General features: G+C 37.0%; 14 protein-coding genes and 1 rRNA gene. 13 read left to right on the top strand and 2 right to left on the bottom strand.

Annotation, left to right across the window (positions count from 1 at the left end):
* The first annotated feature begins 73 nt into the window (after window positions 1-73).
* The 7 genes from EJN67_RS01260 to EJN67_RS01230 all read left to right on the top strand — a co-directional run bounded on the left by EJN67_RS01260 (window position 74) and on the right by EJN67_RS01230 (window position 7145).
* A complete protein-coding gene (locus tag EJN67_RS01260; protein ID WP_129721486.1) occupies window positions 74-2551 on the top strand; it encodes a DUF4434 domain-containing protein in 2478 nt (825 codons plus the stop codon).
* Entirely contained in the window at window positions 2552-2839 is a 288-nt protein-coding gene (locus EJN67_RS01255; protein WP_341538787.1) for a discoidin domain-containing protein, read from the top strand. It abuts the gene before it with no gap.
* 384 nt (window positions 2840-3223) lie between these two features.
* Window positions 3224-3616, top strand: a complete 393-nt coding sequence (locus EJN67_RS01250) for a hypothetical protein (RefSeq protein ID WP_129721484.1) — start codon at window positions 3224-3226, stop codon at window positions 3614-3616.
* Between the two features lie 75 nt (window positions 3617-3691).
* On the top strand, window positions 3692-4855 hold the full coding sequence (locus tag EJN67_RS01245) for a two-component system regulatory protein YycI (protein ID WP_129721483.1): 1164 nt from the start codon (window positions 3692-3694) through the stop codon (window positions 4853-4855).
* Window positions 4852-5619 (top strand): hypothetical protein, encoded by a 768-nt coding sequence (locus tag EJN67_RS01240; RefSeq protein WP_129721482.1) that lies wholly within the window; start codon window positions 4852-4854, stop codon window positions 5617-5619. Before EJN67_RS01245 ends, EJN67_RS01240 begins: the two co-directional genes overlap by 4 nt.
* A complete protein-coding gene (locus tag EJN67_RS01235) occupies window positions 5612-6493 on the top strand; it encodes a hypothetical protein (RefSeq protein WP_129721481.1) in 882 nt (293 codons plus the stop codon). The genes EJN67_RS01240 and EJN67_RS01235 overlap by 8 nt, the downstream gene beginning before the upstream one ends.
* 1 nt (window position 6494) lies before the next feature.
* Window positions 6495-7145, top strand: a complete 651-nt coding sequence (locus EJN67_RS01230; protein ID WP_129721480.1) for an ABC transporter ATP-binding protein — start codon at window positions 6495-6497, stop codon at window positions 7143-7145.
* Between the two features lie 127 nt (window positions 7146-7272).
* On the opposite strand, the gene EJN67_RS01225 is transcribed toward EJN67_RS01230, so the two are convergent.
* Window positions 7273-7905, bottom strand: a complete 633-nt coding sequence (locus tag EJN67_RS01225; RefSeq protein ID WP_165000672.1) for an SdpI family protein — start codon at window positions 7903-7905, stop codon at window positions 7273-7275.
* Window positions 7892-8170, bottom strand: a complete 279-nt coding sequence (locus tag EJN67_RS01220) for an autorepressor SdpR family transcription factor (protein ID WP_129721478.1) — start codon at window positions 8168-8170, stop codon at window positions 7892-7894. The genes EJN67_RS01225 and EJN67_RS01220 overlap by 14 nt, the downstream gene beginning before the upstream one ends.
* 201 nt (window positions 8171-8371) lie before the next feature.
* Between EJN67_RS01220 and dusB the strand changes: the two genes are divergently transcribed.
* From dusB to EJN67_RS01190, 6 genes are all read left to right on the top strand, one after another.
* Entirely contained in the window at window positions 8372-9340 is a 969-nt protein-coding gene (gene dusB, locus EJN67_RS01215; RefSeq protein WP_129721477.1) for a tRNA dihydrouridine synthase DusB, read from the top strand.
* Window positions 9341-9402: 62 nt separating this feature from the next.
* Window positions 9403-10461 carry a hypothetical protein gene (locus EJN67_RS01210; RefSeq protein WP_129721476.1) on the top strand — a complete coding sequence of 353 codons (1059 nt, stop codon included), beginning with the start codon at window positions 9403-9405 and terminating at the stop codon, window positions 10459-10461.
* Window positions 10462-10675: 214 nt separating this feature from the next.
* Window positions 10676-11152: a transcription elongation factor GreA gene (gene greA / locus EJN67_RS01205; protein WP_129721475.1), complete on the top strand. Its 477-nt coding sequence runs from the start codon at window positions 10676-10678 to the stop codon at window positions 11150-11152.
* Between the two features lie 8 nt (window positions 11153-11160).
* On the top strand, window positions 11161-12663 hold the full coding sequence (lysS, locus tag EJN67_RS01200; protein WP_129721474.1) for a lysine--tRNA ligase: 1503 nt from the start codon (window positions 11161-11163) through the stop codon (window positions 12661-12663).
* Between the two features lie 93 nt (window positions 12664-12756).
* Window positions 12757-13539 carry a type 2 periplasmic-binding domain-containing protein gene (locus EJN67_RS01195; RefSeq protein ID WP_129721473.1) on the top strand — a complete coding sequence of 261 codons (783 nt, stop codon included), beginning with the start codon at window positions 12757-12759 and terminating at the stop codon, window positions 13537-13539.
* 327 nt (window positions 13540-13866) lie between these two features.
* Window positions 13867-14066, top strand: a 16S ribosomal RNA gene (locus tag EJN67_RS01190); the annotation flags it as partial.

Below are 14066 nucleotides of genomic sequence, written 5' to 3'. Positions count from 1 at the left end.
TTAAAACTCTAATTTATATATTGGGATTAAAATATATTTATAAAAATTAAAAAGAAATGGGAGGAATGAGTTTATGTATAATAAATTTTATATAAATGTTCTATGCATGACAGTGTTTTTGTTTTTTATCTTTACTGTATGTACACCTTGTACAGCTAATGCTGCCGTTACAACTCAGCCCAAACTTGCGGGTACATTTATTCAAGAAGGGCTTATGAAAGACTGGGATGATGCTAAATGGCAAAGTGAATTAAGGCTTTTGAAAGATGCTGGAATGGAATATATAATTATTGGTGCAGTAGCTGAAAATGATCGTAGTGGAGAATACACAATGCTTACTAATTATCCTACATCCATTCCGGGTTGTGCAATGAAACCTAATCATCAAGATACAGTTGATTTATGTTTGAGAAACGCAGAACTAGTAGGAATGAAGGTTTTCATGGGGACTAATTGCAGATCTGACTGGTTTCAAAATATGGCTAAGGATGAAAAATGGCTTTATGCACGTATGCATGAAAGTAATCTTATAGCTGATGAATTATGGGAGAAATATAAAAGCAAATATCCAAATGCTTTCTATGGATGGTATTGGTGTTATGAAGTAGATAATGCCAACTATAATACTACAGAAAAACGTGATAGATTGGCCAATGCATTGAATATTATTCTTGATCATCTTGATGATGCTAATAAGAGATTGCCCATTATGTTGTGCCCATTTATGAATGCTAAATGTAGTACACCTCAAGATTATGAAAATATGTGGAAGTATATATTTGAACGTACGCATTTTGCAGAAGGAGATATTTTTGCACCACAGGATAGTGTTGGTGCCGGGGGAACAAATCTGGACAATTTTGCAGAATGGTTTGAGGCATTAAAAAGGGCGGTTGACTCAAAACCAGGTTTAAAGCTATGGTCTGACCTTGAAACTTTTGATCATACTGATTGGACTGCAGCTACAATAGATAGAATATATATACAGATGGATAGGATAAAGCAGTATGTAGAAAACTATGTTACATTTGCTTATAGTCATTATCAAAGTCCCAACAATATTAACGAAGGGTATCATGCTACATATCTAGACTATTTAAAAAATGGAGTGGTTGAAACTAATCCACCAAGTCAGCCACAAAATTTAGAGGCAAAGGTTCTTCCAACAGGTGGTATTTTATTGGACTGGGATGAATCTACAGACAATATTGGTGTGTGTGGATATTATATATATCGCAATGGAGAACTTATAGATAAATTGCAGATGAGAAGAAAGGAAAAAAGGCCGAGTACGCCGGGTATTGATACTCATTATGTAGATTTATCTGTAAGTGCTCTTAATTTATATAATTATGAGGTTAGAGCCTTTGATTTTGCAGGTAATATTTCAGCTGCAGCTGGTCCAATAGCTGTAACAGCTAATCAGCCTAAAATATTTGCCAATAATATTTCAAAGGGCTGTAGTTATACCATATCTCCAAGTGCTGATATCGAATATCCTGATACTGATAATAAAGAACTTACTGATGGGGTATATGCAGATTCATCTAATTATTCAGATCCTGCATGGCAGGGCTGGTATAATGAGCCTAGAGAAGTTATAGTGGATTTGGGAGATATAAAAGAAGTTCAGCAGTTTATTGCAAACTGTCTATACGATAGGCATGGAGAAGATTTGGAAATTTTCCCTCCATATAAGATGGAGGTTTCCATATCTGAAGATGGACTGACATATATTGATGTCGGTGAATTGGCTATACCTCATAAAATATCTAAAGGCTCTTATAAATTAGGATTAACACTAGAGCAACCAATAAATGCTCGATATATAAAATTAATTTCTACCCCGGGAGGTCTTCCATGGACATGGCCATGCTGGACTTTTATTGATGAATTTGAAGTGAGAAACAATGATTATAGCTATATTGACTTACCAAATTTAATATCACGAGGGTGTTCTTATACGGTTACACCACAAGCGCATGAGAGATATCCAGATACATCGGGAAAAGAATTGATAAATGGGGAATATGCATCATCCACATCTTATCTTGACAGTGCATGGCAAGGCTGGGATGCGGGTACTAGGGAAGTAGTTATAGATCTTGGAAATAATAAAAAAATTCAGCAGGTATCAGGCAGTTTTTTGTATCATCCCGATTATTATATGTATACACCAAGATCAGCAACTGTTTGGGTATCTGATGATGGGGTAAATTTTACGGAGATTGGTTGTCTATCGGGCGTGCCGTCCAAAAATCAACCAGAAAGATGTAAGCAATATCTTACGCTGACCGATGCTATAGAGGCTAGGTATGTAAAGCTCACTGTAACAGGAGGAGCATGGATATTCGTCGATGAAATAGAGATAAGAAACTCCTTTATAGATCTTCCTAATATTATTTCTAAAAATTGCAGTTATAATGTGACACCAAAAGCGCATATTGACTATCCTGATACAGGTGATAAAGAACTTACTGATAGAATATTTGCCAAATCTACAAACTATCTAGATTCTGCATGGCAAGGCTGGGATGCAGGTACTAGATAAATAGTCATAGATCTGGGAAGCCAAAAACTTATGCAACAGGTTACTGCTAATTTTTTAAATAACCCTCAATATTATATGTATCCACCTGGAACTGCAACTGTATGGATATCTAATGATGCAATGAATTACACTAAGGTTGGTTCATTGGACAGTGATAATCCGGGAGCAGAGTTGTGTACATGTAAGAGATATGTTACGTTAAAAGCTCCGATTCAAGCTAGGTATGTAAAGCTCATTGTAGCGGGAGGAGCATGGATATTTGTTGATGAAATAGAAGTAAGAATTTAGAAGAAAGATCACTAGAAAAACTCATTAAACAGGTTCTTCTAGTGATCTTTTTTTATTATCTGATTATATGCATCATATATTGTGTGCTTAATATCCATTTTTCGACATTTCTCCAAATGTGGTATTGACAAGCTACCCAAAATAGTCTAAAATTGTATTTAGTTACATATATAGCTGCTTGTTTTTAATTATAAAACTATACGTTGTAAAATCATCAACACATAAACTAACACTTTAATACCAAATAAAACGAGAAATTCATATAATTTCAAGTATCTTGTACGATTCGTCAGTATTGCTCAATCAATGCTATTTAGTTTGTTTCATGCGAGTTCTTGGCAGGTTGAATATAAAAAATACAACTTACTAGAGGAGGAGTCTAACGTGAGAAAAAGAATTATTGCTTTACTTGTAGTTTCTTGTTGCTTTTTGGGGCTGTCTACCTCTGCGTTTGCCGAGGAATCAGAGTACGACTTAAACATACCATATCCATTTGTCAATAGCATGCGATCTACAAAAATTATTGAAAAGAAGCCAGGGGAGAGCCCTTATGTTAACCCAAAGACAAACACAATTTACACAAATTATTTTCTTTCCCCTGAGCCGCGTAGTTCAATAACGGCCACGAATGTTATAAGAACAAATACTACCGGGCGAAGGAATTTTACCTATAACTCTGGATATGGTGGTGTTGGGACATCTTATTGCTTATCAGCTTATCCAGGAGTGACAGGAGATTATGATCCGTATAATGTAAGGGGTAAATGGTGTAGATAACACTGATCTTGAAAGCAGGCGTACTCGCCGCCTGCTTTTTTGCTTAATACGGTTATATTAAAAGGATGTGATACCATGAAAAAGATCCTTATTACTGTAATCTGCCTAGGAATGGTACTATCTGTGTCAGGATGTAAAAACGCTTCACAAAAGGAAGAGGATGCTTCAGGTTATTTGAAAGGGGTTGACTTGGCAGAGTACATAAAATCTATAGAGCTGCCCAAAAACCTTTCCATTACATTTGATCCTTCCAAGGTTGTGGAGAGGGCTTCTGCAAAAGTATATAATGCTACATGGCTGAGGTTTGATCCTGAAAAAACGGCAGAGCATCTTCTACGATATGATATCATCTCGACGGGAATTTATGCGACGGGTCCGTATTTTGAGGCAGGCAATGAGGAGTGGGCAGAATACCTCAATATGTACGATGATGTGGTAAAGGGTGGGTTTTCATATTCACTTATTAATAATCAACATGATTTAATAAACAGACTACAATGTGTAATAAGCTCGTCTCCGGAGTTTCCGGATAATGTAGACCAGCTATTTCATTATTCTTGCAAAACTGATTACGATTTAAATAAAGATCTATCCTTTTTAAAGTATGAAGAGGCCGTAAATGAAACGGAAAAAGTGTTCACTGAATGCGGTTTTCCTGCACTTAGTGTTCAGACAGTATATTCTATGGATGTAGAGACAATGAAAAATCATTATCAATTATATTTAGATGCAAGGGAATCAGAAAACTCTGGAGATAAATTCGAATGGTCTAAAGAGGATGAATGTTATCTCATTCATTTCCGGCAGGATTGTGATGGGATTCCCTTAATCAATACCATATGGGTTGAGGGGGTGCGAGAAGGCTGGGAACCGACGGAAACACGGATTCACGTTTTTTATTCAAAGGACGGCATAATATCGATTCATGCGACGGGGCTTTATAAAATTGGAGAAGAAATAGAGGAAGGATCTATTATTAGCGCGCCAGCGGCGTTAAAGATTTTACTAGATGATTATAAAAATACCATTTTGACTTCAGAAACAAAGATATTATCTATGGAACTTAATTATGTGGGGATCTATCGGAATGAACAGATAGAGCTGGTTCCCACCTGGGTTTTTTCTGTTTCTTATCCCGTTGAAAGGGAGGATAAGGATGAAACTGTATATGAATGTACTTATTTTGTCATAAATGCCTTTACTGGAGAACGAATTAGAACGGCGGTGGATGATAGATGAAACTAAGAAATCTTATTGCAGCCGATCTGCGGCGGGCGTTATTATCCTGGCGTTTCCTATTTTCCGCATGCGGTGTTGCATTGATGATGTTTTCGGCGGTGTCGGGTTTACTAAAGAATGCTTCTTCCATATGGTATCTTATGGATTTGAGCTTAGGCGGGAGCGGCATGGCCAGTATGATTTTGTGCATTCTTCCCGTATTTGCATTTGGAATCAGCTTTGCAAAGGAATGGGAGGAGAAGGCTGTAAACTTCTGGATTATACGTACAGGTGTAGTGAGATATACTATTTCTAAAATTATAGTCAGTTTTATATCGGGATTTCTGACTATTGCTATGGGAATGGCAATATTTATATTTGTTCTAAGACCGTGGTTTCCTCTTTTTTTAGACTTATCGGCAGATTATTCTTACGAAGCTCTTATGGAGCAGGGACATGTTTTTTTTGGCATTTTGCTCTATGTTATGCATTTTGGACTTTCAGGGGCATTAACGGCTGTATGTGCCATGTGGCTTTCTACTTATCTGCCGAATCGCTTTGTTGCCACGGTATCGCCGGTTGTTCTTGATTTTACAGTGCCTCGTATAACCGGTCGTATGGAGCTCCCGCCATATTTGAATCCAGTCTTTTGGGTCGAGGCGATTTATAGTGTTCCATCGCCAGCTGCGACATTTCTGATAAAATTGGTGACTATTCTGATCTTATGTTGTCTTATATGTATTGCTACAATACTGCAAATGAAAAGGAGAATCGGCCATGCATAATTTCAAAAAAATTTTCTTCTGTGCTAGGGTTAATTTCAAAAAATGGTCTGTTACACCGCGAATGTATGCGATCCTCTCCATTATCATTATTTTTGAGTACTATACTTTTTTTGGCATACATCAGATAGCAGACTATCTTGGAGTTAATGCTGCCCCGTGGGTGTTTCCATTCTTTATGGGGCACCCGTCTATGTTCATTATCATTGGGAGTCTGACGACTATGTTTTATTGCAATGCACCTTTTTCAGACAGGCATATGCCGTTTTTAGTCATACGGATTGGTCGACGAAATTGGATAATAGGTCAGCTGCTATATATTTATTTATCAAGTTTTGTCTATACAGCGTGTTTTCTTCTACTTTCTGTAGTTATGTTAATTCCAAGGGTGCAATTTACGACCGAATGGGGGGCACTATTGCATACACTTTCTAAATCACCTATGGAAGTTATGAAACAAGCCGGTACAATCATTAGTTTTATGCCTGTTGAAGAACTGCTTGCGCTACTGACGCCGATTCAAGCGACTGTTTTAGCATTTATTTTATTTTGGCTAGTTACAGCGTTTATCGGTGTTTTAATTTGCTGCTTTAATATTACAGTAGGGAAAATGAGCGGAATTATTATAGCCGGCATATTTACTTGCATAGCCTATTTTTCAGCATTTCTTGGTACAATTAGTATTGGGAAGTGGCTATATTATATATCGCCCATTAGCTGGGGCTGCATTAGCTATCTAGATTGGTATAATACCGGTGCTATACCATCGCCAACTTATGCAATTATTTGCCTGCTGAGTGCAATTGTTTTGATGAGCATAATTTCTGTTATCATCTTCTGCAAAAAAGACTTAGAGATACAGGAAGGGGAGTTTTAATATGGGGGATTATATGGTGGAAGTTATTGATGCTGTTAAACAGTTTAAGGACACAACTGCATTGAATCATGTATCCGTAAAATTTGAAGCAGGGAAAATACATGGTGTTATCGGACGAAATGGTTCTGGAAAAACGGTTCTGTTCAAATGTATCTGTGGGTTTATGCGATTGGATTCTGGCAAAATCCTTATAAATGGAGAACTCGTTAAGCCTCAAACAGTACAAGAGATAGGTGTTATTATTGAAGAGCCAGGTTTTATTGGATCCATTGATGGATATAAAAATCTAAAATTATTGGCTTCTCTACGTAGGGAGATATCGGATGATGATATACGTGAAACACTTATGCAGGTTGGTCTTGACCCTAATAGTAAAAAACATGTGAATAAATACTCATTAGGTATGCGCCACCGGCTTGGTATTGCTCAAGCCATTATGGAAAAGCCCAAACTGTTAGTTCTCGACGAGCCGATGAATGGTTTGGACAGACAGGGGGTAAAGGAAATTCGTCAGGTCTTGAAAAGAATGAACAGTGAAGGGAGTACGATAATTTTGTCGTCCCATTATGCAGAAGATATCGAGGAATTATGTGATACCGTTTGCGAAATGGATGGTGGAGTTATTATAAGAACCGGTACAGGCTTGCTATAATATATAAGAGATTTATTGGATTCAGCTTCAGATAATTATAGTTTATGATAAAGGAAAGAAGCTATTAAGGATGCAGAAGAAGCTACGTAGCCCCTTCTGCATCCTTAATATAATGGGACATATTATTTTACTGAGAATCTTTTTTATATACAAAATACGAATATACAGTTACTATTACTATAAGTATCATCAGGGCTACAAAGCATAGCATGGAGAAAAGTTGATTTCTTATGGGGGAGGCTATAACAAATAAAATACCAACTATTATAAATCCAATGCCGCCAATCTTGTGGGTTTTTCTCCAAGAGGTTTCACTAGCTAATGTCCATGGTGTGCGTATGCCGAAAAAGTAGTTGTGTCTTATCTGCCCCATATAGTTTCCAATGATGATAAAGAGAATTCCTATGCATATTTTTACTATCATATCTACAGGTATTTCATATCCTAAGCCGACGGATATAGTTATCCAATGTAACAGAATAAATAATAGTGTCATGGCGAGGATGGTAATTTCATATGCTTTGGCGTGTTTTTTATAGGACTCTTTTTTAGGATCTATTCTGGGGATAAAAACCATCAAAACATAAAGTATAAGGGGTAAGGTAGCAGTAGCAAATACAGATGTACGATTCCCATATCCGTCAATTTCTCCTTTAAAATTCCAGTGCATAGGTATTTTATCTGGTAGCTTTGGATAGATTACGATTGTAGCTATTATAGATAAAATTACTAATACTATTAACCACTTATTTATCTTCATCATTGTTTCTCCTTCCTGTAATATTAAATATCCATTTAATGGCATCCTGAAAAGCTGTGGTATTTAGCGAGTATATTATATTCTGTCCATCCTTTTCCCATAAAACCAGCTCTGTATTTTTTAGTATATTCAAGTGATGACTTATTGATGGCTTGCTTATATCAAAATATTCTGCTATTTCTCCCGCAGTCATATCCTTGTCCATAAGCAGTTCTAGTATTTGTCGTCTAGTAGGATCAGATAAGGCTTTAAATACTCCATTCACGGAATCACCTGCCCTTTATATTATTAGATATTTAGATAATTACCTAATTGTCTAATAATATTATAATGCTTAATGCATTTTTAATCAATAATTTTAAGTAATAACGTAAAAACGAATGGAGTGATAAATGATATGGGTATTTTAAATATTAAATCTTTTTGGTAAAATAATATGATTAAAGGAAATAGGATGGGTGAAAAAGTGAGAATAGGAAATATAGAGACAAAGAGCAATGTATTTTTAGCTCCCATGGCAGGTATAACGGATAAGGTGTTTCGCATTATATGCAGACAATATGGATGTGGGCTTGCATATACGGAGATGGTAAGTGCAAAGGGACTCTTTTATGAAAGTGAGCGTACATGGGAACTGTTGGATATAGAGGGGGAAGAGCATCCAATAGGGGCTCAGATATTTGGTAGTGACCCCAAAATAATGGCCAAGATGGTAGCAAAGATAGGAGATACCCCTATTGACATAATAGATATAAATATGGGTTGCCCTGCTCCAAAGATAGTAAAAAATGGTGAGGGAAGTGCCCTTATTAAGGACCCTCAATTGGCAGGTCAAATAGTTGATGCAGTTGTCACTGCATCTAAAAAGCCTGTTACCGTAAAGATACGCAAGGGTTGGGATGATAATAATATAAATGCAGTAGAAGTGGCACGCGCTATTGAAGAGGCGGGGGCAGCTGCTATAACTGTACATGGTCGCACCCGCCAGCAATTTTATAGTGGACAGGCTGATTGGGACATTATAAAAAAAGTAAAAGAGGCGGTAGATATACCGGTCATAGGAAATGGCGATATAGCGGATCCAGAGAGTGCAAAGGCCATGCTGGAGGAGACCAATTGTGATGCTATCATGATAGGACGGGGGAGCCAGGGAAACCCGTGGATATTTTCTAGCATTATATACTATTTAGAAACTGGCGAATTTTTAACTGCCCCATCTCCAAAGGAACGGATAGATATGGCCATTTATCATGTTAATATGGTAGTTGATTATAAAGGCGAACATGTGGGACTTCCCCAAATGCGCAAGCATATTGCTTGGTATCTTAAAGGTCTTAAAGATGCAAATAAGGTTAAGACAGCTATAAATAGTGCAAGCTCTATTAAAGAAGTGGAATATATACTAAGTAAATATTTAAATTATTTGGGAGAGTAAATGGTATAGCTACATAAAAAGGGTAAAAGGGACATATCCTATAAATTGAAGGGGGTAAAGCCATGGAGAAATTCGCCTTTATAACTTGGCCGGATGGTGGCAAAAGGGCTATAGAGGATACTTGGTTAATCAAAAAATTACCTTTATCCTGGCGGGGTTTGTATATGAGACGGCAAAAACCATATATTATTGGCACAGTGGAAGATGGGGATGCTGAAGAGGATGATTTTAATAGGCGGGAGCTGGGATATATTATTTATATGCCTGGCTTTTTTTATGATATGGATGCATTGGATCAAAAGTGGAGGAATAAGCAGATAGATATGCTTATTAGATTTTTACACGAGAATAATTTATGGACTATCTCGTTTCCTTTTTATGAGAGTTTTTTATACAGAGATGAAATAGAGTATATTAAAGATTGTGGATTTACTTTTCTTGATGGCTATATGCTCAGGATGTCCAGCATGGTAAAGAGCATACAGCACATTATAAATATAATAAAGGGGAGATTGGTATATTTAAATATAGGTATATGGAGAGCGGATCATGATCTAGGAAGGTTATATTTAGAGATGTTTGCTCCTTATTGTAATAATATTACGATAGGGGGAGAGAATATCGATTATCTATATAGGATTGGAGATGATATTTTAAAGCAAACTGGTCTGTCATGCCAGGTAACAAGTGATATGGATACCTGTATACAAGACAAGAATATGATTATCATGACCGAATACTGCAATATAGATAAATATTGTGGAAATACCTTTATTGTCTGTTGTTACCCCATGGATATAAACAGGGATTTTAAGCGGCAAGATATTAAATCATCATCTGTAGTTTCAGGATTGGTAGAATTTCCTGAGGATATAATTGTCAGTACCTCTATGAATACATGGGAGAAATTTTTTGTTCTGGATGCGATACTTGGTACCATAAGCAATAATTATAAGGATGCTGCATGGCTGTATCCGTATACTATAGAGGGTATAGATACCATAATGGATATATTTGAACTCTATCCACTAAAGGTTAAGGGTTTTATTTCAGATGCGGGTGAAGTAAGTTATGATAAATTTCGAATGCAGTACTTGGGGAAAAAGTGGAATTATTCTTGACAATCAAAATCTACTGCTCTATAATTATAACAATAAAAACATAACAAATTTCAAGCACTGCTAAATAATAGGTTTTGTGCAGTGCTTATATTTATATGTATATAACGAAAATAGATGATAAAATTGTTTCTTACTGCATATATTATCAACATGCTATTTTAAATATTTAAAACTTTGCAAAAACATTTAACATAAATAAAAGGGGAGAAATACAATGACGAATAAGGAGACCATATTAACACCTGAAGGTGTAGCTAAACTAGAGCAGGAGCTCACTAATCTAAAGACGGTTAAGCGCAGAGAAGTTGCTGAAAGGATAAAACAAGCTTTAGCATTTGGGGATCTCAGTGAAAATTCTGAATATGATGAGGCAAAAAATGAACAAGCTTTTGTAGAAGGGCGTATTATAGCCCTTGAAAACATGCTAAAAAACGCCAAGGTAATAGATGATGAGGATATAAATACAGATACAGTAAGTGTTGGAGCTACCGTTAAACTTTTAGATATAGAATTTGACGAAGAAATAGAGTATACTATTGTAGGGTCGGCTGAAGCCAATCCTTCTCAAAATAAAATATCCAATGAATCTCCATTGGGAGAAGCACTTATAGGTAAAACTGTTGGTTCTGAGGTAAATGTAAATGCGCCAGATGGTGTTATAAAATTTAAGATATTAGAAATAAGAAAATAAAGGTGAGGATGCAAGTGAGCGGAACTAAAGATGAAAATCTTATTGTTGAGCAGGATTTAAACGAGGTACTAAAGGTTAGACGTGACAAGTTAGAAAAGTTACGGGAGGAAGGCAAGGATCCATACAAGATTACTAGATTTTCTCCCACCCATTATTCTCAACAAGTAGTAGATGCCTTCGATGAGCTAGAAGATGAGGAAGTAGTGGTAGCTGGTCGAATGGTAGGTAAGCGCATAATGGGTAAGGCTAGCTTTGCCCATATATTAGATGCTAAGGGTAAAATACAGATCTTTGCCCAGGTAAATCAGTTGGGCAAGGAGCTCTATGATGACTTTAAGACCATGGATATAGGAGATATCATAGGTGTTACTGGGGAAGTCTTTAAAACAAGAACAGGCGAAATAACTATAAGGGCAAAGGAAATAGTGCTTTTATCCAAATCTTTGCAGCCACTCCCGGAGAAGTGGCATGGACTAAAGGATATGGATTTGCGTTATAGACAAAGACATTTGGATCTTATAGTAAATCCTGAGACTAGAAGGACATTTACAATAAGGACCCGGATAATGCGTGAAATCAGAAACTATCTTGATGCTAGGGGTTATTTGGAAGTAGAGACTCCAATACTTCATACTACCGCAGGGGGTGCAAATGCTAGACCATTTATCACCCATCATAATACGTTGGATATAGATATGTATATGCGCATAGCTACTGAGCTTCACTTAAAGAGGCTTATAATAGGAGGATTTGATAGGGTATATGAAATCGGTCGTATATTCAGAAATGAAGGCATGGATACAAGGCATAATCCGGAATTCACTACTATAGAGCTGTATCAGGCATATGCTGACTACCATGACATGATGGACTTGACCGAAGATATGATATCTACAATAGCAAAAAATATCCTAGGGACCACTCATATTACATACCAGGGGCATGAGGTAGATCTGACGGCTCCATGGAGACGCATCACAATGATAGATGCAGTAAAGGAATATGTGGGTGTAGATTTTAATGAAATAAGCGATGATGGTGAAGCAAGACAGATTGCAAAGAAACTGGGTGTGGAAATAGACAAGGACGCCAGCTGGGGTCAGGTACTCTATAATATCTTTGACGAAAAGGTTGAAGAAAAGCTCATTCAACCGACATTTATAATGGATTATCCAATAGAGGTATCTCCACTGGCAAAGCGTATGGGAGAAGACCCAAGGTTAACCTATAGGTTTGAGGTCTTTATAGTGGCATCAGAGATGGGAAATGCTTTTTCAGAGCTTAATGATCCTATAGATCAACGGGATCGTTTTATTGAACAGGCTAGGCAAAGGGTGGCTGGAGATGATGAGGCTCATATGATGGATGAAGATTTTGTACTAGCGTTGGAAGCTGGTATGCCACCTACTGGTGGCTTGGGTATAGGAATAGACCGATTGGTGATGTTACTTACCGATTCATCATCCATAAGGGATGTAATATTGTTTCCTACTATGAAGCCAAAGGAATAATGTTAATAAATTGTGAACTTTGCGGCCGGAAAAATCCGGTCGCTTGTGTATTTTGGAGAATTGGGCTATAATTTTGAATGAGGGGGGTGCTATATGTATCAGGTAGAGGTTAACAAGCAATCAGTGCAAAATCATATGCAATATGATTGGTGGAAGTATTTAGTGGCAATTCTCTTGACTATAGCTATTTGGAATTTTACAACTATGCGTATAGAGGACCGGAAGATCCCCAAAGATGCCCGCATGGAGATATATCTAGTGGGTGATTTCCTATTTGATAATGATATAGTCGATTCTGTCAGTGAAGATATATTAAATAATATTACCAGTCTAAAGAAATTGGATATTATAAATATACCTGTAGCTAATCTGACTGAACAGATAAAAAAGTTAGAGCAGAATGAAAAGACGGCTATGGGAGAAAAAACAGATGTGCCAGAAGATGAAAATGCTGGGCAGGCGGGAGAAGAGGATAGCGCTGTAAAACAGCCAGAGATGGATCCGCAGCTTAGCTATATGGGAGAACAAAAATTAGCGGCTATAATAGGAAGCAGGTCAGGGGATATTTTTCTGTTTGAGAGGGATAGATACGAGGTATATGCAAAAAATGGTGCATTTATGCCATTGGATGATAATGTTGATAGGTTGTCACCCTATATCAAAAACAAAGATGAACTAGAAGAGCTAAAGATAAAGGGTGAGGAAGATGATCAGCCAAAGCTATATGGGGTTCCAGCCGATAGTATATCCTTGTTTGATGGTAGTGGATATGATACTGATGGAAAAGTAGTCTGTATAATGGCATATACCAATATACCTGACAAGTCAATGGATGTGCTTGAATGGCTATTATCAAATGGCAAACAGACTAAATAGATTTATAAAGCAATATGTTATATTAAGTAGATTGATGGGGAATAATTAAAATACGGGATGTTTATAGGCCAAAATTGCGAGTTATGAGCAGGATTGATAGTTGAAAAACGCATATAGATTATGTTATAGTTATAACTGCCCTTTGGAACACAAGATGTTTTAAAGGGCAGAAAAAAAGATTTAAAAAAAGTTGTTGACAAACCAAGAGTTATTTGATACTATAATAAAGCCGCTTGCGAGGGCGGCAGGAAATTGGATCTTGAAAACTAGACAGTGCAAAGAAAAAAACAGCCATAAGTCGATTCTTATGAGTTAAGGATAAACTTTTAAATTGAGAGTTTGATCCTGGCTCAGGACGAACGCTGGCGGCGTGCCTAACACATGCAAGTCGAGCGAGGGATAAGGAGTTAGCTTGCTAACACCTTAAACCTAGCGGCGGACGGGTGAGTAACGCGTGAGCAACCTGCCTTGTACAGGGGGATAACAGGTGGAAACACTTGCTAATACCGCATAAGGCCACAGTATCG

It is taken from the genome of Xylanivirga thermophila (assembly GCF_004138105.1).
Classification (GTDB): Bacteria; Bacillota; Clostridia; order Caldicoprobacterales; family Xylanivirgaceae; genus Xylanivirga; species Xylanivirga thermophila.
The sequence above is the reverse complement of the archived record's forward strand: the minus strand, read 5'-3'. Positions and strand labels throughout refer to the sequence as shown.